The organism is Variovorax sp. 10N420 (assembly GCF_056394705.1).
Map to the genome: position 1 here is coordinate 25,903 of NZ_JBFTIJ010000004.1, position 22,358 is coordinate 48,260.

Here is a 22,358-nt window from a genome sequence, read left to right on the forward strand (position 1 = left end):
AAGCCGGTTCCGCGGCAGCCCACGAATTGCGGCGCGCTTCGCGGCCGCGGTTGCAGTCATTTTTGGGGATGAATTTTTTTGAAACTGGAGACGCTCATGAAACGTGTATTTCTTAAGTCGCTGCTTGCTGGGGCTGCGGCTGTGATGATGGGTGGCGTGGTGCCGCTTGTGCATGCGCAGGACAAGGGGCTCGTTGCGATTTCGATGCCTACGAAATCGTCGGCGCGGTGGATTGCCGATGGGTCGAACATGGTCAAGTACTTCAATGAGAAGGGGTACAAGACGGACCTGCAGTACGCCGACGACGACATTCCGAACCAGCTTGCGCAGATCGAGAACATGGTCACCAAGGGGCCGAAGGTGCTGGTGATTGCGGCGATTGATGGCACGACGCTGTCGGACGTGCTGCAGAAGGCCGCCGACAAGGGCGTGAAGGTGATCGCGTATGACCGGCTCATCAAGAACTCGAAGAACGTCGACTACTACGCGACCTTCGACAACTACCAAGTCGGGGTGCTGCAGGCGCAGTACATCGAGAACGCGCTGAAGCTCAAGGAAGGCAAGGGGCCGTACAACATCGAGCTCTTCGGCGGTTCGCCGGACGACAACAACGCTTTCTTCTTCTACAACGGCGCGATGTCAGTGCTCAAGCCCTACATCGACAGCGGCAAGCTGGTGGTGCGCAGCAAGCAGATGGGCATGGACAAGGTCTCGACGCTGCGCTGGGACGGTGCCGTGGCGCAGGCGCGCATGGACAACCTGCTGTCGGCCTACTACACCAAGGACCGCGTGGATGCGGTGCTGTCGCCTTACGACGGGCTTTCGATCGGCATCATCTCCTCGCTCAAGGGCGTGGGCTATGGCTCTGCACAGCAGCCGATGCCGGTGGTGACGGGGCAGGACGCGGAAATCCCCTCCGTCAAGTCGATCCTCAAGAAAGAGCAGACTTCCACGGTCTTCAAGGACACGCGCGAGTTGGCGAAGGTCACCGTCAACATGGTCGACGCGATGATGGCCGGCAAGCAGCCGGAGGTGAACGACACCAAGACCTACAACAACGGGGTCAAGGTGGTGCCGTCTTATCTGCTCAAGCCTGTGAGCGTGGACGGGTCGAACTGGAAGCAGGCATTGGTTGACTCGGGCTACTACAAGGAAAGCCAGATCAAGTAGCCGGGACGTGCGATGCGGGGCCGGTGGCCCCGCAGGTTCGAAGGGAGACAGGGTGAAAGATGTGATTCTGGAGATGCGCGGCATCACCAAGAGCTTTCCGGGGGTGAACGCGCTGGACAACGTCAACCTCGCAGTACGCGCGGGAGAGATCCACGCGGTGGTCGGCGAGAACGGCGCGGGCAAGTCCACGCTGATGAAGGTGCTCAGCGGCGTGTATTCCTGCGACTCCTACGAAGGGGAGATCCACTTCGAAGGCGAAGTGCGCCGCTTCAGGAGCATCGCCGACAGTGAGAAGCTCGGCATCATCATCATTCACCAGGAACTCGCGCTGGTGCCGCTGCTGTCGATTGCGGAAAACATCTTTCTCGGCAACGAGACCGCGCGCGGCGGCGTGATCGACTGGTTCGAGGCTTACGCCCGCACACGTGCGCTGCTGGCCAAGGTCGGGCTCAAGGAGCTGCCGACCGCGCTCATCACCAACCTCGGCGTGGGCAAGCAGCAGATGGTCGAGATCGCGAAGGCGCTCTCGAAAGAGGTCAAGCTGCTGATCCTGGACGAGCCGACCGCGAGCCTGAACGAAAGCGACAGCGATGCCTTGCTGCGCCTTCTGCTGGAGCTCAAGGCGCAGGGCATTGCGTCGATTCTCATCTCGCACAAGCTGAATGAGATCGCCAAGGTGGCCGATTCGATCACCGTGTTGCGCGATGGCGCGACGGTCGAAACCATGGACTGCCGCAGCACGCCGATCAGCGAAGACCGCATCATTCGCGGCATGGTCGGGCGCGACATGGCGCACCGCTACCCGCAGCGCACGCCGCACGTCGGTGAAACCATCTTCGAGGTGCGCGACTGGCGCGTTCACCATGCACTGCATGCCGATCGCGAGCAAATCAAGGGCGTGAACCTGCGTGTGCGGCGCGGCGAGATCGTCGGCATCGCGGGGCTGATGGGCGCCGGGCGCACTGAATTCGCCATGAGCGTGTTCGGGCGCTCCTACGGGCAGCGCATCAGCGGCTCGGTGCACATGCATGGCAAGGAAGTCGACGTGAGCACGATTCGCAAGGCGATCGACCACGGCATCGCGTATGTCACCGAGGACCGCAAGAGCGCGGGGCTGGTGCTGGAGGAAGACATCCGCAAGAACGTGAGCATGGCCAACCTTGCTGCCATCTCCGAGGGCGGCGTGATCGACGAAGGGCGCGAGTTCAAAGTGGGGAACGAGTATCGGCGCGCGCTGAACATCCGCTGCGCCGGCGTGGACCAGCGCGTGGTCAACCTGTCCGGAGGCAACCAGCAGAAGGTGGTGTTGAGCAAGTGGCTCTTTGCCAAGCCCGAGCTGCTGATCCTCGACGAGCCCACGCGCGGTATCGACGTGGGCGCCAAGTACGAGATTTACACCATCATCGACCAGCTCGCGAGCGAGGGCAAAGGCATTCTCATGATTTCTTCCGAACTGCCGGAATTGCTCGGCATGTGCGACCGCATCTATGTGATGAACGAAGGGCGCTTCGTCGCCGAGTTTCCTGCTGCCGAGGCCTCGCAGGAAAAAATCATGCGAGTGATCGTGGCCTCCGGGAGCAGCATCAATGCAGCCTGAAGCAGAAGCCGTGAAACCGGCAACACCCATCACGCCGCCGGCATCCAGTACAGCGGCCGCCGAACACGCGGGATTCATCAAGAACAACCTGCGCGAATACGGCATGCTGATCTCGCTGGTCGCGATCATGGCGCTGTTCCAGGTGCTGACCGACGGTACGCTGATGCGGCCGCTGAACCTCACCAATCTGCTGCTGCAGAACAGCTACATCGTGATCATGGCGCTGGGCATGCTGCTGGTGATCGTCGCGGGCCACATCGACTTGTCTGTAGGCTCGGTGTGCGGCTTCGTCGGCGCGCTGGCTGCGGTGCTGATGGTGGAGTACGACTGGCATTTCGTGCCGACTTTCATCGTGTGCCTGATCGCCGGCGGATTGATCGGCGCGGCGCAGGGCTGGTTCGTAGCCTTCTTCCGGATTCCTTCGTTCATCGTCACGCTGGCGGGCATGCTGGTGTTCAAGGGCCTCACGCTGGCATTGCTTGCTGGGCAGTCGGTGGGGCCGTTTCCCGAGGCTTTCCAGAAGCTGAGTTCGGGCTTCGTGCCTGACGTGATGGGCGGCGAAAGCTTGCGCACCACTTCACTCGTGCTCGGCGCGCTGGCCGCCGCGGCGCTGGTGTTCTTCAGGTTGCGCGGCCGCGCGAAGCTCGCGGCGCATGGCATGGCGCAGGAGCCCTACGCTTTCTTCCTCGTCAAGAACCTGTTCTTCGCGGCGGCGATCCTGCTGCTGAGCTATCTGCTCGCGACCTACAAGGGGCTGCCCAACGTGCTGATCGTGATGGCGGTGCTGATCGTCGCCTACGACTTCGTCACCAACCGCACGACCATTGGCCGGCGCATCTATGCGCTGGGCGGCAACGAGAAGGCGGCGAGGTTGTCCGGCATCAAGACGCAGCGGCTGGCCTTTCTGACTTTCGTGAACATGGGCGTGCTGGCGGCGCTGGCGGGCCTTGTGTTCGCCGCGCGGCTCAACACGGCGACGCCCAAGGCAGGGCTGGGCTTCGAGCTGGACGTGATCGCGGCCTGCTTCATCGGCGGCGCGTCGGCTTCGGGCGGCGTCGGCAAGGTGATGGGCGCGGTGATCGGGGCCTTCATCATGGGCGTGATGAACAACGGCATGTCGATCCTGGGCATCGGCATCGACTACCAGCAGGTGATCAAGGGATTGGTGTTGCTGGCGGCGGTGTTCATCGACGTCTACAACAAGAACAAATGAGCACGCCCGCTTCCATCGACGCGCCGGTGCTGCAACTCACGGGCATCGACAAGCAGTTCAACGGCGTGCCGGCCTTGCGCGGGGTTGCGCTGCGGCTGCGAGCCGGTGAAATCCATTCGCTTCTGGGACAGAACGGCGCGGGCAAGTCCACGTTGATCAAGGTGCTGACCGGCGTCTATGCGGCGGATGCCGGCGAGATGACGCTCTCGGGTACGCCCATCAGGCCTTCTTCGCCGATCGATGCGCAGCGCATGGGCATCAGCACCGTGTACCAGGAGGTCAATCTCTGCCCGAATCTGTCGGTCGCGGAGAACATCTTCTCTGGGCGCTATCCACGACGCGGGTTGGCGCAGGGCTTTCGCATCGACTGGGCGGCCGTGAACCGTGAGGCGCGTGCGCTGCTGGCGCGGCTGGACGTGCATATCGACGTCAGCCGGCTGTTGTCGAGCTATTCGGTGGCCGTGCAGCAGATGGTGGCGATCGCGCGTGCGCTGGGCCTGTCGTCGAAGGTGTTGATTCTGGACGAGCCCACATCGAGCCTGGACGACGAGGAAGTGAAGAGCCTCTTCACTGTGCTGCGCCGGTTGCGGGGCGAGGGGCTGGCGATCTTGTTCGTCACGCATTTCCTGAACCAGGTCTATGCGGTGTCGGACCGGATCACCGTGCTGCGCAATGGCGGCTGGGTCGGAGAATGGAAGCCCAGCGAGCTCGGGCCCCAGGCGCTGATCTCGGCGATGGTCGGGCGCGAGTTCGCAGCACAGGCGACCGGTCATGCGGACCTGCCTCCCATTGACGTTGGTGCTGCCGCGGTGCTGGCAACGGAAGGCTTGGCCCAGCGCGGGCAGTTGCAGCCAGTGGACCTGCAGGTGCGTCCCGGTGAGATCGTGGGGCTGGCTGGGCTGCTCGGCTCGGGGCGCACCGAGTTGGCGCGATTGCTGTTCGGGCTCGCGAAGCCGGATCAAGGCAGTCTGAAGATCGACGGTGTCGCGGTCGATCTTGCGAGTCCGGCGGATGCGGTGAAGCACGGCCTTGCGTTGTGTCCCGAAGAACGAAAAACCGACGGCATCATCGCCGACTTGTCGCTGCGCGAGAACATCGCGCTCGCCTTGCAGGCTCGCCGCGGTGTGCGCAACACGCTGTCGCGCGCCGAGCAGGCGGCGCTGGCGGAGCGCTTCGTCAAGGCGCTGGGCATCAAGACGGCCAGCATCGAGACGCCGATCGGCTTGCTCTCGGGCGGCAATCAGCAGAAGGCGGTGCTGGCGCGCTGGCTGGCAACGGAGCCGCGCCTGTTGATCCTCGACGAGCCGACGCGCGGAATCGACGTCGCGGCCAAGCAGGAAATCATGGACGAGATCCTGCGCCTGGCGCGGGGCGGGATGGCGGTGTTGTTCATTTCGTCGGAAATGAACGAAGTGGTGCGCGTGTCGCATCGCATTGTGGTGCTGCGCGAGCGGCACAAGGTGGGCGAACTGCCCGGTGGCGCCACCGAGGACGCCGTCTACGACCTGATCGCCGAGACATGACTCGCCCCCAGGCTTCGCGCACTTCGTGTCGCTTCGCCAACCCCCTACCGGGGGCAACACCGGCGGCCCGGCGGAGCCGGTTCCGCGGTGTTTCTGAGAAGGGATCGATGGTGGATCTGATATGAGTGATATGGGGTCGGCTTCTATGGTTTCGCGGGCGTTTCGGCATCGGTTGGCTTGGCCGTTGGTCACGCTGCTGATATTGCTGGGGATCAATGCTGTCTTCAATCCGAGCTTCTTGCATCTGGAGGTGCGGGGCGGGCATCTTTATGGGAGCTTGATCGACATCCTCAATCGGGCGGCGCCGCTGGTGCTGGTTGCGCTGGGTATGACGCTGGTGATCGCGACGCGGGGGATCGATATTTCGGTGGGCGCGGTGGTGGCTATCGCGGCGGCGCTGGCGGCGTGGATGATCGGCGGGTCGCTGGTGGTCAACAACGGGGCGGCGGCGGAGGTGAGCCGGTTTCCGATGTGGCTGGCGATCGTGGCGGCGCTTGGGGCGGCCCTGGTGTGCGGTTTGTGGAACGGGCTGCTGGTCGCGCGGGTTGGCATGCAGCCGATCATTGCGACGCTGATCCTGATGGTGGCGGGGCGCGGCATCGCGCAACTGATCACGGGTGGGCAGATCATCACGATCTACTACGCGCCGTTTTTCTCTATCGGCAGCGGCTATCTGTTCGGGTTGCCGTTTTCTGTCTATGTTGCGGCAGCGGTGTTCGCGCTGGTGTACTTCGCGATCACGCAGAGCGCGCTGGGGCTCTTCGTTCAGTCGGTGGGCATCAACCCGAACGCGGCGCGTGTGGCGGGCGTGCGGGCGCGCCGGATCATCGTGGGTGCCTACATGTTCTGCGCGTTTTGCGCGGGCGTGGCGGGCTTGCTGATTAGCTCGAACGTCAAGAGCGCGGATGGCAACAACGCGGGACAGTTGCTGGAGCTCGATGCGATCCTGGCTGTGACGCTTGGCGGCACGGCACTGACGGGCGGGCGCTTCAGTTTGGTGGGCAGCGTGATTGGCGCGTTGATCATCCAGACGCTGACCTACGGCATCTATTCGCTCGGCGTTCCGCCTGAGATCAACCTGGTGGTGAAGGCGGCGGTGGTTTTCGTGGTGATGCTGGTGCAGTCGGCTGAGTTCCGCGCGAGCATTCGCCAGCTGGTGCAGCGGCCACCACGTGTGAGGGGTCAAGCATGAGCGCGGTGGTGCCTGAATCGAGCGCGCACGCGCCTGGAGTGCCTGCGCCGGCTTCGCGTCCGCGCAGGGGACTCAACCCGAAGTACCTGCCGCTGGCCGCGACCATCTCGCTGTTCGCGCTGGTCGCGACGCTGGGTTCGATCTTCTACAACGGCTTCTTCTCGGCCCAGGTTTTCCTGAACCTGCTGATCGACAACGCGTTCTTGTGTATCGTCGCGGTGGGGATGACCTTCGTGATCTTGTCCGGCGGCATCGATCTTTCGGTAGGCTCGGTGATCGCACTAACGACGATGGTCTCCGCTTCGCTGGTCGAAAAGCACGGCTGGAGCCCTGCAGTGGTCATTCCGCTGGTGCTCGCCATGGGCACGCTGTTCGGTGCTTTCATGGGGGTGCTGATCGAGCGCTTCCGGCTGCAGCCTTTTATCGTGACGCTGGCCGGAATGTTTCTCGCACGCGGGCTTTGCTATCTGATCAGCATCGATTCGATCAGCATCACCAACGAGGTCTACTCCGAAATCTCGCAGTGGCGCCTGCCGGTGTGGGGCACGGCGTCGATCTCGCTCAGCGGGTTGATTGCACTCGCGATGGTTGCGATCGCGGTCTTCATCGCGCACTACACGCCGTTCGGCCGCACGGTGTATGCGATTGGCGGCAACGAACAATCGGCGGTGCTGATGGGCCTGCCCGTTCGCTCGACGGTGATCGGCGTCTACACGTTCTCCGGTTTCTGCTCTGCGTTGGGCGGCGTGGTGTTCACGTTCTACATGCTCTCGGGCTATGGACTGCACGCGGTCGGGCTCGAACTGGATGCCATCGCGGCGGTGGTGATCGGCGGCACGCTTCTCACCGGCGGTGTCGGCTATGTGATTGGCACGCTCTTCGGCGTGCTGATGCTGGGCGTCATCCAGACGCTCATTTCCTTCGACGGCACGCTGAGTTCCTGGTGGACTCGCATCGTCGTCGGCGTATTGCTCTTTGTCTTCTGCCTGCTGCAGCGCCTGTTCTCGGCGCGTGCGGCAGAGCGCCCCTAGTCCTCACCGCCAGTCATCACCGAAATCCCCGCATGTCCGACACACCCAAGAAACTGCGATCGACCGAATGGTTCGGGTCGGCCGACAAGAACGGCTTCATGTACCGAAGCTGGATGAAGAACCAGGGCATCCCCGATCACGAATTCGACGGACGCCCGATCATCGGCATCTGCAATACGTGGTCTGAGCTCACGCCCTGCAACGCGCACTTCCGCAAGATCGCCGAACACGTGAAGCGTGGCATTTCGGAGGCGGGCGGATTTCCGGTGGAGTTTCCGGTGTTCTCGAACGGCGAATCCAATTTGCGTCCGACCGCCATGCTGACGCGCAACCTCGCGAGCATGGACGTCGAGGAAGCCATCCGCGGCAATCCGATCGACGCCGTCGTGCTGCTCACGGGCTGCGACAAAACCACGCCGGCGCTGCTGATGGGTGCAGCGAGTTGCGACATTCCCGCGATCGTCGTCACCGGCGGGCCGATGCTCAACGGCAAGCTCGAAGGTCGCGACATCGGCTCTGGAACCGCCGTGTGGCAGTTGCACGAGGCGATGAAGGCTGGCGAAATCGACGTGCATCAGTTTCTCTCGGCCGAAGCGGGCATGTCGCGTTCGGCAGGCACCTGCAACACGATGGGCACGGCTTCGACGATGGCCTGCATGGCCGAGTCGCTGGGCGTCTCGCTGCCGCACAACGCTGCCATCCCGGCAGTGGATGCGCGCCGCTATGTGCTCGCGCAGATGTCGGGCATGCGGGCTGTCGAAATGGCGCGCGAAGGGCTGACGCTGTCGAAGATCCTCACGCGCGAAGCTTTCGAGAACGCGATTCGCACCAATGCCGCCATCGGCGGTTCGACCAATGCCGTGATTCACCTGAAAGCGATCGCCGGGCGCATCGGTGTTGCGCTCGAACTCGAAGACTGGACGCGCATCGGCCGCGGCACGCCCACGCTCGTGGATCTGATGCCCTCCGGGCGCTTCCTGATGGAAGAGTTCTATTACGCGGGCGGTCTTCCGGCTGTGTTGCGCAGGCTCGGTGAAAACGGCTTGCTGCCGCATCCCGATGCGCTCACGGTCAATGGCCGGTCGCTGTGGGACAACGTGCGCGACGCGCCGAGCTACAACGACGAGGTGATCCGCCCGCTGGACAAGCCGCTCATCGAAGACGGCGGCATCTGCATCCTGCGCGGCAACCTGTCACCGCGCGGTGCGGTGCTGAAGCCTTCCGCTGCTTCGCCCGAACTGCTCAAGCATCGCGGCAGAGCGGTGGTGTTCGAGGACTTCGATCACTACAAGACGCGCATCGCCGACGAATCGCTCGACGTGGATGCGAGCTCGGTGCTGGTCATGAAGAACTGCGGTCCCAAGGGCTATCCGGGCATGGCCGAGGTCGGCAACATGGGCTTGCCGCCGAAGCTGTTGCGCGCGGGCATCAAGGACATGGTGCGGATTTCGGATGCGCGCATGAGCGGCACCGCGTACGGCACGGTGGTGCTGCACGTCGCACCTGAAGCGGCCGACGGCGGCCCGCTGGCTGCCGTGCGCGATGGCGACTGGATCGAGCTCGACTGCGAACAGGGCCGCTTGCACCTGGACATCAGCGATGCCGAACTGGCCGATCGTCTCGCGACCATCGCGCGTACGCCAGTCGTCGCCAAGGGCGGCGGCTATCAGCGGCTTTATGTAGATCACGTGCTGCAAGCGGACGAGGGCTGCGATTTCGATTTCCTGGTGGGCTGTCGCGGCGCCGCGGTGCCCAGGCACTCGCATTGACGTTGCAGCGTCAGCGCTTCGACGCCTTCCAGAATGGCCGTGCATCGGCCAACTTGTCGAGCGCCTTGCGGCACTCGGAGGCACTGGCAGGCTGTTGCGCGCTGAGCCAACCGACCGCGAACCACGCCTGCCCGTCGTGACTGGCGTTGTCGCGGTAGGCGGCAATGGCGACGGCGTTGTCGTTGTGTTCGCCCAGCGCGTCTTGTGCGGGCTCGAGCTGCTCGAGATAGCGCTTCGCGCGGCGCGCGCCGAACAGCGGCGCCACGAACTCACCCAGGTAGCGCAGCCGCTTGAGCCGCTTGCGCACACGATGCTGGGCGGCAGGCTCCAGCTCTTCGAAGCGGCGGCCGTCGCGCGTCACCTGCCGGTGCAGTTTGGAGAGCCGCTTGCGCAGCACCTTGCGCGGTGGGCCGGTTTCGTCGCGCGCGGGGTGCTCGCTCTCGACCTCGTCCGTGGGTTCGACCGGCAGCGATGCCGCAATCAGTTCCATCAGCACGGACTGAAATGCCGCCGCCCGGACCACTTCGGAAGGATCGGGAAGATCGGCGGCGCTGACTGAGCCATCGACTGGCGGCGCACCGACGCCTTCGAGCTTCGGCTGCACGATGTGAACAAGGTGATCGTGATCACGGCGCCGTCCGAGCGCCTGAAAGGCATCTGTCAGCGCGGGGTCCCATTCGGGGCTGATGGCAGGCGCCAGTGCCGCCATTTCGCGCAGCGCAGTGCGCAATCGGCGAATGCCGACTCGCAACTGATGCACGTGCTCGGCGTCAGTGCTGCCGGCGGCGACTTCGCTCGCATTGGGGAGGATTTGCGCCAGGCAAGCCTTGAGCACCGTCCGGAAGACTTCGGGCCCGTCCTGATCCTTGTGCAGTTCAGGGGGGCGCGCCTTGACCGCATCGCCGAAGGGCCTGCCTTGCGCCAGCCGCTGGCCGCGCTCGGATTTGGACACGGTGTCGAGCCAGAGCGCGTAGCGGTTGCGCCAGCGCTGGGCGAGTTCGAGCATGGATCTTGGACTGCCGCCCTTGAGCTCGAATTCGAGTTCGCACAGCGCGTGCGCATGCTCGCCCGAACGCACTTCGCCGCTGTCGAAGGCGAGTTCGACCAGCGCGTCTCCGGTCCGCATTTCGCGCAGCGTGCGGCGGACATCCGTGCCGTACAGGGGAACGAGTTCGACCGTCGCCGGGTCATGGCCGGCCTCGCGGCAGGCTTGGCGAATCAGGTCGCCGACGGGCGTGCCGTCATGCCGATCGATGCGGGGCAGAGGGACGTCGCGTGCGCCGCCCGGAGGAAGATCCACGTTGTCTTCATGGCGCTCCAGCAGGCTGTCGGTAGGGGCCTTGGCAGTCTGGCGCCACGCCTGGCCTTCCTTGCGGAGGCGCAGCACCAGCCGCTGCGCAGCCAGGGCGCCATCGGCGGTGTCGAAATAGCGGGCGCGCAGCCGCTCGACGTGCGAGCGGCCGCGGGCCACCGCCGCTTCGACCGCCGCCCGGTGCTGCGTGTCGACCTGGAACTTGAGTTCGAACTCGGTCACGGGTCGTTCGCTGCCGCCGGCACGCCGCTGTCAGCCCGGCAACTCGCTGACCTGGAGGGACAGATCGAACAGCTTGGACTTGCTCGCGTAATAGCGGTCCAGCCGCCATTCCTTGAGGATGTCCATCGCGATCTGAAAGCTCTTGTAGTCGAGTTCATACAGCGTGACGAGTTCGAAGCTGTGCTCCGATTCGAGTGCCAGTACCAGACGGGCCAGGATCTTTGCCGACTCATTGGTCGGGTCGGTCTCGATGAATCGACGGGCGACCTTGATGGCGTTCATGGGGAAGTTTTCCTCTTAAAAACTAGCCCATGACTATATCCAGCGCAGTCGCGCCCAATGTGACAGTCGAGTGACGGCGTAGGTCTTTGGTTTGAGTCCTACGACCGCCGCTTCATTGCGCCGGGACGAGTGTTTCGGTCGACCGGATCACGCCGCCACCCAGCACGCTGCCGGTGATGGTGGTCGAACCGCTGCCCGTGACCCGCGCCTCGCAGGCGGCGCGGTCCGAAGGGGGCTGCCGGCTGCAGCGGGCCAGGGCGTTCTGCCGCAGGGTTGCGTCATCGACCTTCGGGAAGCCGCCTCTGCGCGCTGTCTCGGCCGCTGCACCCCTTTCGCGCAGGCAAGCCTGTTTGTTCTGGTGCACGCCATCGCAAGGGAGTGACGAGGGCGACGAAGACATGGAAGACGACTGGGCAAGGACGGACGAGCCAGCAGCAAGGCCACCGGTTGCCACGAGGACTGCGAGACACGTTCGAAAGGCGTTCTTCATGGGTACTCCTTATGGGAACTTGGAGTATGCGGGGCGAACCGTTCCCGAACCACCCCCCCTCGCCGCGCGTTCGTGTCGGACCAATCCGGCAAGCACTCGGGCAACCTGCTCTCAAGGCGGGCGCCGGCTCAAGCTTCGGCGATACGCTTTGCGAGGTGGGCGAGGGCTTCTTCGACCTGGTCCACGAGGATCAGCGAGAGGTCGCCCGGCTGCAGGCGTTCCAACGCTGAATCGATAGCGACGAATTCGCCGCGGATCTCGTCGATGAACCGCGTGCGCCGCGCGCCTTCGAGCCCCTGCCGGAGCAGCGCCATGACTTCACCGTCGGCGCGCCCACGCTGCGCCGCGTCCTGATAGAGGATGACGTCGTCGAAGGCTTCGCCAAGGATGGCGGTCTGGTCGCGAATGTCGCAATCGCGGCGATCACCCGCGCCGCTGATCACGACCGAGCGCTTCTTCGCCGGCATGGTGTCGACGGCGGAGACCAGTGCGCGCATGGCGTCGGTGTTGTGGCCGTAGTCGGCAATGACGGTCGCGCCGCGATAGTCCATCACGTTGAAGCGGCCCGGCACACCGGCGGCGTCGTTCTTGAAGCTGGCAAGCCCGCTGCGGATCGCATCCCAGTCCAGGCCCACGGCCCAGGCTGCGGCAATGGCCGCCATCACGTTGTCGACCTGGAAGCCGATGGTGCCGTTGCGCGTGATCTGCACGTCGCGCAGCGGAATGCGTTCGCGCCACGAGCCCTCTGCCGCGATCACGGCGTCCTGGTCCACATAAACCGTGCGCTTGCCTTGCGCGCGGTGCGTGGCCATCACCGGATGCTGCCGGTCGGCGGTAAAGAAGATCACGCTGCCGGGGCAACTCGCGGCCATCGCAGCGACGTTCGGGTCCGCGGCGTTGAGCACGCCATAGCCGCTGGGCGCTACGTTGCGCACGATCACGCGCTTGAGCACGGCGAGGTCTTCCACGGTCGTGATGTAGTTGAGGCCCAGGTGATCGCCGCTGCCGATGTTGGTGACGACCGCCACTTGACAGCGATCGAATCCGAGGCCTTCGCGCAGGATGCCGCCACGCGCCACCTCGAAGACGGCCGCGTCGACATCCGGATGAAGCAGCACGTTGCGCGCGCTCTTCGGGCCGCTGCAATCGCCGCTGTCGGTCTGGCGCCCGTCGACGTAGACACCGTCGGTGTTGGTCATGCCGGTGCGCAGGCCGCTGGCGGCGAGCAGGTGGTTGATCAGCCTTGCGGTCGTCGTCTTGCCATTGGTGCCGGTCACGGCCACCACCGGGATGCGGCCGTCGTCGCCATGGGCGAAGAGCGTGTCCATCACCGCTTCGCCCACCGCGCGGCCGCGGCCGAACGAGGGCGAGATGTGCATGCGAAGCCCGGGCGCGGCATTGACTTCGACCACGCCGCCGTGCTGTTCTTCGAGCGGACGCAGCACGTTCTCGCAAACCATGTCGACGCCGCAGATGTGCAGGCCGACCATCTGCGCCGCATCGACCGCACGCGCGGCGACTTCGGGGTGCACCGTGTCGGTCACGTCGGTCGCGGTGCCGCCGGTCGAAAGATTGGCGTTGTTGCGCAGGACGACCCGCTGGCCCAGCGTGGGCACGCTGTCGGGCTTCAAGCCCTGTGCTTCGAGGCGGCCGATCGCAATGTCGTCCAGCCGGATCTTCGTGAGCGATGTCGCGTGCCCTTCGCCGCGCCGCGGGTCCTGGTTGACCGCATCGACGAGTTCGCGAACAGTCTTTGCGCCGTCGCCGATCACCTGCGGCGGATCACGGCGGGCCGCGGCCACGAGCCGATCGCCGACCACGAGCAAACGGAAGTCGAAGCCGGGCAGGAATTTCTCGACCATCACCTCGCCATGAACTGCCGCCGATGCATAAGCCGCACCGAGCTGCTCGCGCGTCGTGATGTTGACCGTGACGCCCTTGCCCTGATTACCGTCCTGCGGTTTGACGACCACCGGCAGCCCGATCTCCTGCGCCGCAGCCCAGCCGTCTTCGGCGTCGGTCACCGGACGGCCGAGCGGAACAGGGACGCCTGCTGCGTTGAGCAGTTGCTTGGTGAGTTCCTTGTCCTGTGCGATGGCTTCGGCGACACCGCTCGTGCTGTCGACTTCAGCGGCCTGGATGCGGCGCTGCTTGGAACCCCAGCCGAACTGCACGAGGCTGCCGCTGGTGAGGCGCCGGTACGGGATGCCCCGGGCCACCGCCGCGTCGACGATGGAGCCGGTGCTCGGTCCGAGGCGCTCGGATTCGTCGAGGTCGCGCAGTTCGGTGATGGCGGCCGTGGCGTCGAAGGCGGCATTGCCTTGCGCGGCATCGATGAGCTCTTTGGCCAACTCCAGTGCGCGGCGGCCGACGGCTTCTTCGCTGTACTGGAAGGTGACCTGGTAGACGCCTTCATCGATGGTGCGCGAGGTGTGGCCGAAATTCACCGCGCAGCCGGCCTGCGCTTGCAGTGCGACTGCGGCGTTTTCCAGCACGTGCGCCAGTGCGAGCGGCTGGCCGAGCACGATCGGATGCAGTTCGCCGATGGTTGGAAAGAGCGCGCGCAGGCGCGGCTCGAACCCGGTGAGGCGCTCGATGGCGTTTTCGTCATCCTTGCAGTTGACGATCGCTTCGATGCAGGTGTGGCGGCTCCAGAGATTGGGGCCGCGCAGTGCGCGGGTGCGTGTGATTTCCATAACTATCTCCCCCCCGTTGCTTGCTCGCTCCCGGCGAAGCCGGTTCCGCCGCTGCCGCGCGGCGCTTGCGCGGGCGCCAGGCCCGGGGGTGTTCATTTAGGCAAATTGAAGTTCGGGTGAAACCAGCGTTTGCGACAGCTGCAACGATGCGAGCGCCGCCTGCAGGTCTGCTTCGAAGGCTTCCGCGCCGGCGCCGATCAGGTTGAGCGGAATGCCCATGGCCCACGCGGCGGCGACTGCGGCGAGCAGGCTTTCGAGGCTGACGCCCGCATGCGTGGCGCGCCAGATGGTGAGCCGGCCGAGCCCGGGCAGGAAAGATTCGCTGGTGCCGTTGGCGAGAACCACGCGGTCCTGCCGAATGACGACGGCCCTGCCGCCATCGGCACGGTGTTTCGCCAGCGCTTCGGCCTGCGGGTCCGCGGCATAAAGAATCACCGCGCCATCGCACAGCGGGGCCAGCCCGGCCACGCGTGGGTCGGCCGCGTTCAGCACGGCGGTGCCTTCGGGCAGCACGACGTCGACCTGCGTGCGCAGCACCTTGACCATCTGGTCACTCTCGGTGATGTCGAATTCGCCGAGCGCGTCCGAGCCGTCCAGGTCAGTCACGATGCCGACTTCGCAGCGGTCATAGGAAAGGCCATCGCGCAGGATGGTTTCGGCGCCGTTTTCGATCACCACGGCCTGCACGGCACGGTTGACCAGTAGACGATGGCCGGCTTGCCAGTTGGCGCTCGTGCGCGCGTCGACCCTGCGCCGATCGAGGAAGAGGCCGTCGCGGCAGGCCAGGCCCGTATGACGGCCGCCGAGGCTGATCAGCCAGGCGACCAGCCGGGACAACACCGCGGTATCGCGCGAGCCGGCCACGCCGACCACAGGGATGCGGCCCGGAGCGTCGTCCGGAAAGAGGTGATCGCAGATCGCGCGGCCCACGGGGCGGGGCGATCCGACGGCCGGCTTCAGGTGCATCAGCAATCCGGGCCCGGCGTTGACTTCGACGATCGCGCCGCCCTGCGCCGCGAGCGGCCGGGAGATGTCCTGCGCCACGAGATCGATGCCGGCGATGTCGAGCCCCACCACGCGGGCAGCGAGCACTGCGGCGTGCGCGACTTCAGGATGTACCTGGTCGGTGCAGTCGATCGACATGTTCCCGTTGCGCTGGATCGTGACGACCCGCCCCGATGCAGGCACCGAATTGCCATCGAGCTCCTGGCGCTTGAGTTCGAGCTGCAGCTTGGCATCCGTGTCCAGCACGATCACATCCAGCGGGTATTCCTCTTCCGCGCCACGGCGAGGATCGCTGTTGAGCTGGCTTTCGATGAGCTGGGCCACGGTCGATTCGCCGTCGCCCGTGACTGTGATGATTTCGCCACGCGCGGCGGCGACCACCTGGCCGCCGACCACTAGCAGACGGTGCTCCGACCCGCGGATGAAGCGCTCCACCATCACGTCGCTGCCTTCGGGCTCGGCGACCGCGAAAGCGGCGATGACTTCTTCGCGCGTGTTGAGTTCGAGCGAAACGCCGCGGCCATGATTGGCGTCGGACGGCTTCACGGCCACTGGCAATCCGATGTCTTCGGCCGCTTCCCAGGCTTCCCCGGCGTTGGCGACGACCTGCCCTTCAGGCACCGGCACGCCGCAGCTTGCGAGCAGCGATTTGGTCAGTTCCTTGTCGCTGGCGATTGATTCGCCGATGGCGCTGGTGTAGTCGGTCTCGGCCGTCCAGATGCGCTGCTGGTTCGCGCCGTAGCCGAGCTGGACCAGATTGCCGCTGTTGAGCCGCATGTGCGGAATGCCGCGATCGGTCGCAGCGCCCACGATGCAGGCGGTGCTGGGGCCCAGATAGCAGTCCTCGACCTTGGCCTTGACCGCATCGACGGCGCGTTGCACGTCCGCCGCGTCAAAGGCGTCGTGGTTGATCGCTGCCATCAGCAAGCGGTGGCCCTCGGCCAGGGCGACGCGGGCGACTTGCTCATCGCGTGCGCGAAACACCATCCGGTAGACGCCATGCTGCGAGGTGCTGCGCGTCTGGCCGAAGCCTGTCGGCATGCCGGCGAGGTTGAGCAGCTCGATCACCACGTGTTCCAGCACGTGGCCGGCCCAGGTGCCTTCGGTCAGGCGCTGGATGAACCCGCCGCGCTCGCCGACGCCGCAGTGGTGCTCGATCAGCGCCGGCAGCAGCTTGGTGAGACGCTCCGTGAAGCCGGCGATGGTGTTGGACGGATGCTCTTCGAGCGCGCCCAGGTCGAGCCAGACTTCCAGCACGGGGCGGTAGGTCCAGATGTTCGGGCCGCGCAAATAGTTGATGCGCAGCAGGCGGATGTCGTCGAAACGGGTCATGAAAACGTTCGATGTGCTTTGGCCGAGCACTGCGGCGCCTTCAAGCGCGCCCATGGCGATCGGTCAGAATCGGCGCCCGGTGAGCGCCAAGAAGGGTCCCGCAGCGGGCCGGAAATACAGAAACACAATGCAACATCACGATCCAGTCGGCACCCCGGAGGGCGAATCAGAGGGGGCTACAGACGCGCTGAAAAACCGGCTCTCAGACGCGGAAAACGTTCTGGCAACTCTTCCGGTTGACCTCGACGGGGAACTTCGGTTTACATCCGGCCTTCTGGCGCTGACGGACCGCCGCCTGCTGATGCGCGACGCGGGCGGCGCCTGGTCCGAATGGCCGCTGCAGGCAGAGGGGCTGGATCTGCACCTGGCCGATCACGCCGGAATCGGGACCCTGGACCTGCAAGACGGCAATGGCCGGCTGGCTCGCTGGCGCTATACCTTGGCCCAGCAGCCGGCGGCGCTGCGGCTGCAGAAGCTTTTCGATCAGCAGGTTTCGGGAGTCGCGCAGGCGACAGGGCCTGCCGCCGAGGCGGACGAAGCGGCGCTGGTCGAACCCGAGTTGCAGACGCCGCCGTCGACCTGGGTGCTGTTGCGGCTCGGCCGATTTGCCAAGCCCTATCGCAAGCAATTGATCACCGGTTTCCTGCTGACGCTGGCCTCGACCGCCGCGACCCTGGTCCCGCCGTACCTGACGATCCCGCTCATGGACGACATCCTGATCCCGTTCCAGAACGGGCAGAAGATTGCCGTGGTCAAGGTGGTGATGTTCCTCGCCGCGCTGCTGGCCGCCGCATTGGTCGGATGGGCACTCGGGTGGGCACGCACTTACCTGTTGGCCCTCGTCTCCGAACGGATCGGCGCCGACCTGCGCACGACCACCTACGAGCACTTGCTGACCTTGCCGCTCGATTACTTCGGCGGCAAGCGTACCGGCGACCTGATGGCCCGGATCGGCTCCGAGACCGATCGCATCAACGTTTTCCTGTCGCTGCATGCGCTGGATTTCCTCACCGACGTGCTGATGATCGCGATGACCGCGGTCATCCTGTTCTCGATCAATCCGCTGCTCGCGGTGGTCACGCTGGTCCCGCTGCCTTTCATCGCCTGGATGATCCACGTCGTGCGCGACCGGCTCCGCACCGGCTTCGAAAAGATCGACCGCGTCTGGAGCGAGGTCACCAACGTGCTGGCCGACACCATTCCGGGAATCCGCGTGGTGAAGGCTTTTGCGCAGGAAAAGCGCGAAGCCGACCGCTTTCGGTCGGCCAACATCTACAACCTGCAGGTCAACGACAAGCTCAACAAGACCTGGTCGCTTTTCACGCCGAGCGTGTCGCTCCTGACCGAGATCGGGCTGCTGGTGGTCTGGGGCTTCGGCATCTGGCAGGTGGCGCGGGGCAGCATCACGGTCGGTGTGCTCACGGCTTTCATCGCCTACATCGGCCGGTTCTATACGCGCCTGGATTCGATGAGCCGCATTGTGTCGGTCACGCAAAAGGCCGCCGCCGGCGCCAAGCGCATCTTCGACATCCTCGACCACGTGAGCAACGTTCCGGAGCCGGCCAACCCTGTGAAGATCGAACGCATTCAGGGCCGCATCGAGATGGCGGACCTGGGCTTTCGCTACGGCAGTCGCGCGGTGATCCGCGACCTGAACCTGGTGATCGAACCGGGCGAGATGATCGGCCTCGTCGGCCACAGCGGATCGGGCAAGAGCACGCTGGTCAACCTGATCTGCCGCTTCTACGACGTGACGGACGGAGCCATCAAGGTCGACGGCACGGACATCCGCCGCTTTGCCGTGGCCGACTATCGGCGCCATGTCGGGCTGGTGCTGCAGGAGCCTTTTCTGTTCTTCGGCACCATCGCGCAGAACATCGCCTATGGCAAACCCGATGCGACGCGCGAGGAGATCGTGGCCGCCGCGCGCGCGGCACATGCGCACGATTTCATCCTTCGTCTTGCGCACGGCTACGACTCGCTCGTCGGCGAGCGCGGCCAGGGTTTGTCGGGCGGCGAGCGGCAGCGCATCAGCATTGCGCGTGCGCTGCTGATCGACCCCCGCATCCTCATCCTCGACGAAGCCACGTCGGCGGTCGACACCGAGACCGAGAAGGAAATCCAGAAGGCACTGGACAACCTCGTGAAGGGCCGCACCACCATTGCGATCGCGCACCGGCTTTCCACGCTGCGCAAGGCCGATCGGCTGGTGGTAATGGACCGCGGCGAGATCGTCGAGGTCGGACCGCACGACGCACTCATGGAAAAGCAGGGCGCCTACTGGCGGCTCTATCAGGCGCAACTGCGTCAGGCCGACGATGAGAGCGCCGGCGCGGTTGCCGAGCGCACCGCAGTGGCGATGGCGCTGGGCGGTCATGCAGCCCATCCGGCGGGGGATGCATGAACAACGGTTTTGAACTCGAACGCGATCGCTTCGGGCGCCTCGTGCTGATCGACGCCGATGGCGTCCGGCATGTCGGCGTGGTGCCGGTGCGTGCCTTTCCGCTCACCGCGTCGGACGACGGTATTTCGCTGGTCGGGAGCGATGGACGCGAAATCGTCTGGGTCGATCGCATTGCCGATCTGCCTGCGCATTTGCGCACGATGCTGCATGAGGAACTTGCTGCTCGCGACTTCGCGCCGACGCTGCTGAAGCTGCATCGCGTGTCGAGCTTCGGCGTGCCGAGCACGTGGCACGTGAACACGGACCGCGGCGAAACCAGCTTCGTGCTGAAGGCCGAAGAGGACATTCGACGTCTGGAAGGTGGCGCACTGTTGATCGCCAGCGCGCATGGCGTGCAGTTCCGGATTGCAGACGTGAAGGCGCTGGACCGCCACTCGCGCAAGCTGCTCGAACGCTTTCTCTGATTGGATCGTCATGCACACGACCGCACTCGTGCTCTTCTCCGGTGGCCAGGATTCGACGACCTGCCTGGCCGATGCGCTCGACAAATATGAGCGCGTGGAAACCATCGGCTTCGACTACGGGCAGCGTCACCGCATCGAACTGGACGTACGCACCAAAGTGCTCGAACGGCTCTGCGAGACCTTTCCCAACTGGAAGCCGCGCCTCGGCGACGACCACATGCTCTCGGTCGACGTGCTGGGGCAGGTGAGCGCTTCGTCGCTCACGCAGGACATCGCTTTCGAGATGCAGGCCAATGGCCTGCCGAACACCTTCGTTCCCGGCCGCAACCTGCTGTTTCTCACGCTCGCCGGTGCGCTGGCTTACCGGCGAGGCTTGCAGGTGATCGTCACCGGTGTGTGCGAGACCGACTTCTCAGGCTACCCGGACTGCCGCGACGACACGATGAAGGCGATGCAGCTTGCGCTGTCGCTCGGCATGGACCGCCGCTTCGTGATCGAGACGCCGCTCATGTGGATCGACAAGGCCGAAACCTGGTCCATGGCCCATCGGCTGGGGGGTGAGGCGCTGGTGGAACTGATTGTCGAGGAGACCCACACCTGCTATCTCGGCGACCGCACACACCGCCACGCATGGGGCTATGGCTGCGGCACCTGCCCCGCGTGCGAACTTCGCGCGAGGGGCTGGGAGCGCTACGTCGCTTCGACCCTGTAGCGAGAGGCGGCGCCGTCGGCTTCGGGCACCAGCGTCCAGCGCTTGTCATGGAAGCTGCCGACTGACGCGCGATGCGCGATCGACACCATCGCGCCGCCGGCAGCCCGCACCCCTGCTGCGAGCCGCTTGTAGAGCGTTTCCTCGGCTTCGGCGTCGAGCGCGCTGGTGGCCTCGTCCGCGAAGAGCCATGCCGGCTTGCGCAGCAGCACGCGCGCAATCGCAAGGCGCTGCTGCTCGCCGCCCGACAGCTTCTGGCTCCAAGCATCGCTATCGTCGAGACGGCCGGCAAGGTCGGGCAGCAAGGCGTCGTTCAACGCCTCAACGAGTTGCGCGTCGGTGTATTCGCTGGCTGCGTGCGGATAGGCGAGCGCATCGCGCAGCCTGCCATTCGGAACGTAGGGGCGTTGCGGGATGAACATTGCATTTGGCGGCATCGAGACCTGTCCGTTCGCGAAAGGCCAGATCCCGGCAAAGGCCCGGAACAGGGTCGACTTGCCGCTGCCCGAAGGGCCCTGCAGCAGAACGCTTTCGCCGGGCTGCACCGAAAGAGCGGCATTGCGGATCAGCGGTGCGCCGTCGGGCAATGCGACGTTGATGCCGGCGGTGCGCAGGCCTTGGCCGGTCTTCGAAGGCGTGCGTTCGAGCGCGCTCTTGCTGTCGGCATGGGCGCGCATGGCGGCCTCGAACGAAGTCAGGCGGTCCGCCGTGGCGCGCCAGACGGCGACGCGGTCGTAGTTGTCGACAAACCAGCTGAGTGAATCCTGTACGCGTCCAAATGCCGAATTCACCTGCATCAATTGGCCCAACTGGATTGCGCCGCTGAAGAAGCGCGGCGCCTGCACGATGAAGGCGAAGATCACCGACGCCTGGCTGAATGAAGCCGTGAATGCCACGAGGTTCTTCTGCTTGTTGATCAACTGCAGGTAGTTCTTCAGCACGGCGCCGAAGCGCAGCTTGAGTTGGCCGTGCTCGACCTGTTCGCCGCGGTCCAGCGCGATGGCTTCGCTGTATTCGCGCACGCGCACCAGGTGATGCCGGAAGTCGGCCTCGAAGCGCTGCTGCTGGAAGTTGAGGCCGATCAACGGACGGCCGATGTAGTGGGTGATGACAGTGCCGGCGGCGCAGTAGAGCAGCGCAATCCAGACCATCGAGCCCGGAATGGTGACGCTGGTCCCGAACAGGGACAAGCTGGTGACACCGCTCAGACCCCACAGGATGCCGATGAAGCTCACCAGCGTGACCACGGCGTTGAGCAGGCCCATCGACAGCGTCATCGTGTAGTCGGTGAAGATCTGCATGTCTTCCTGGATGCGCTGGTCGGGGTTGTCCGGGGACTGGCCGTCCTGCTGGCCATAGCGCGCGAGTTCGAGGTGGTAGAACGTGTGGTCGGCCATCCAGCGCGCCAGATAGCTGCGCGTCATCCAGGCGCGCCAGCGAAGTTGCAGCAACTGCGTCAGGTAGAACTTGAGGATCGCGATGACGATGTACGCCGCTGCGATCCAGCAAAAGAAGACGATCTCTCGCCAGAAAACCGCCTGGTCCTTGTTCTGCAATGCGTCGTAGAAGCGGGCATACCACTGGTTGTTGAGCACCAGCATGTAGACCACGCCGAGATTGAGCGCAACGATGGCGGCAAGCAGGCCGCGCGCGACCCATTTCTCTTCGGATCGGAAGTAGGGCGCCGCCAGTGCGCCGATGCGCCGCAAGGTGGAGATGATGTTCTGGGAGCCGTCTTGGGAGGTCATTGGCATGAGCATGAAAGCACGCCCGAACGGCGCGTTGCCTTTCATCGTACCGCCGGCGCGACCCGCAGTCTTAATTGGCGCTGAAACATGTCGGCGGCATGACGGCCAGTTGGCGGACCGTCACCTTCATGAAGGATTTGACAAACCTCTGTCATATCCGCCTCCGATGATCGGCCGGCCTTGCGCCGAATGCGCACCG

At 64.9% G+C, this 22,358-nt stretch carries 16 protein-coding genes; 10 read left to right on the forward strand and 6 right to left on the reverse strand.

The genetic code is table 11. From position 1 onward, the window contains the following. Positions 1–96: 96 nt before the first annotated feature. The 7 genes from chvE (at position 97) to AC1DEK_RS11290 (ending at position 9,495) form a co-directional block, all read left to right on the forward strand. Positions 97–1,170, forward strand: a complete 1,074-nt coding sequence (gene chvE, locus AC1DEK_RS11260) for a multiple monosaccharide ABC transporter substrate-binding protein (RefSeq protein ID WP_478125321.1) — start codon at positions 97–99, stop codon at positions 1,168–1,170. Positions 1,171–1,243: 73 nt separating this feature from the next. Then, positions 1,244–2,767, forward strand: a complete 1,524-nt coding sequence (gene mmsA / locus AC1DEK_RS11265) for a multiple monosaccharide ABC transporter ATP-binding protein (protein WP_478125827.1) — start codon at positions 1,244–1,246, stop codon at positions 2,765–2,767. After that, entirely contained in the window at positions 2,757–3,980 is a 1,224-nt protein-coding gene (mmsB, locus tag AC1DEK_RS11270; protein ID WP_478125322.1) for a multiple monosaccharide ABC transporter permease, read from the forward strand. Before mmsA ends, mmsB begins: the two co-directional genes overlap by 11 nt. Next, a complete protein-coding gene (locus AC1DEK_RS11275; protein ID WP_478125323.1) occupies positions 3,977–5,503 on the forward strand; it encodes a sugar ABC transporter ATP-binding protein in 1,527 nt (508 codons plus the stop codon). The genes mmsB and AC1DEK_RS11275 overlap by 4 nt, the downstream gene beginning before the upstream one ends. A gap of 130 nt (positions 5,504–5,633) precedes the next feature. Continuing rightward, complete coding sequence (locus tag AC1DEK_RS11280) at positions 5,634–6,695, forward strand: ABC transporter permease (RefSeq protein ID WP_478125324.1); 1,062 nt, start codon at positions 5,634–5,636, stop codon at positions 6,693–6,695. Then, positions 6,692–7,726 (forward strand): galactofuranose ABC transporter, permease protein YjfF, encoded by a 1,035-nt coding sequence (gene yjfF / locus AC1DEK_RS11285; protein WP_478125325.1) that lies wholly within the window; start codon positions 6,692–6,694, stop codon positions 7,724–7,726. Before AC1DEK_RS11280 ends, yjfF begins: the two co-directional genes overlap by 4 nt. A 32-nt stretch (positions 7,727–7,758) precedes the next feature. Beyond that, complete coding sequence (locus AC1DEK_RS11290) at positions 7,759–9,495, forward strand: IlvD/Edd family dehydratase (RefSeq protein ID WP_478125326.1); 1,737 nt, start codon at positions 7,759–7,761, stop codon at positions 9,493–9,495. A 10-nt stretch (positions 9,496–9,505) separates the two neighbouring features. Here AC1DEK_RS11290 and AC1DEK_RS11295 read toward each other — a convergent pair whose 3' ends face one another. The 5 genes from AC1DEK_RS11295 to AC1DEK_RS11315 form a co-directional block, all read right to left on the reverse strand. Further along, complete coding sequence (locus AC1DEK_RS11295; RefSeq protein ID WP_478125327.1) at positions 9,506–11,029, reverse strand: CYTH and CHAD domain-containing protein; 1,524 nt, start codon at positions 11,027–11,029, stop codon at positions 9,506–9,508. Between the two features lie 30 nt (positions 11,030–11,059). Beyond that, a complete protein-coding gene (locus AC1DEK_RS11300) occupies positions 11,060–11,311 on the reverse strand; it encodes a hypothetical protein (RefSeq protein ID WP_478125328.1) in 252 nt (83 codons plus the stop codon). Between the two features lie 112 nt (positions 11,312–11,423). Further along, on the reverse strand, positions 11,424–11,801 hold the full coding sequence (locus AC1DEK_RS11305) for a hypothetical protein (protein ID WP_478125329.1): 378 nt from the start codon (positions 11,799–11,801) through the stop codon (positions 11,424–11,426). A 128-nt stretch (positions 11,802–11,929) separates the two neighbouring features. After that, positions 11,930–14,497, reverse strand: coding sequence for a cyanophycin synthetase (gene cphA / locus AC1DEK_RS11310; RefSeq protein ID WP_478125330.1), 2,568 nt, complete (start codon positions 14,495–14,497; stop codon positions 11,930–11,932). A gap of 96 nt (positions 14,498–14,593) precedes the next feature. After that, positions 14,594–16,834, reverse strand: a complete 2,241-nt coding sequence (locus AC1DEK_RS11315) for a cyanophycin synthetase (protein ID WP_478125331.1) — start codon at positions 16,832–16,834, stop codon at positions 14,594–14,596. A 127-nt stretch (positions 16,835–16,961) separates the two neighbouring features. On the opposite strand from AC1DEK_RS11315, the gene AC1DEK_RS11320 reads away from it, so the two are divergent. Genes AC1DEK_RS11320 through queC form a run of 3 tightly spaced genes read left to right on the forward strand, consistent with a single transcriptional unit; the run spans position 16,962 to position 20,414 of the window. Then, on the forward strand, positions 16,962–19,238 hold the full coding sequence (locus AC1DEK_RS11320; RefSeq protein WP_478125332.1) for a cyanophycin metabolism-associated ABC transporter: 2,277 nt from the start codon (positions 16,962–16,964) through the stop codon (positions 19,236–19,238). Continuing rightward, positions 19,235–19,702 (forward strand): cyanophycin metabolism-associated DUF1854 family protein, encoded by a 468-nt coding sequence (locus AC1DEK_RS11325; RefSeq protein WP_478125333.1) that lies wholly within the window; start codon positions 19,235–19,237, stop codon positions 19,700–19,702. Before AC1DEK_RS11320 ends, AC1DEK_RS11325 begins: the two co-directional genes overlap by 4 nt. 10 nt (positions 19,703–19,712) lie before the next feature. Further along, entirely contained in the window at positions 19,713–20,414 is a 702-nt protein-coding gene (queC, locus tag AC1DEK_RS11330; RefSeq protein ID WP_478125334.1) for a 7-cyano-7-deazaguanine synthase QueC, read from the forward strand. Here the strand turns inward: queC and AC1DEK_RS11335 are convergent. Next, positions 20,393–22,165, reverse strand: coding sequence for an ABC transporter ATP-binding protein/permease (locus AC1DEK_RS11335; protein WP_478125335.1), 1,773 nt, complete (start codon positions 22,163–22,165; stop codon positions 20,393–20,395). The two genes, queC and AC1DEK_RS11335, sit on opposite strands and share 22 nt — an antisense overlap. Positions 22,166–22,358 lie beyond the last annotated feature (193 nt).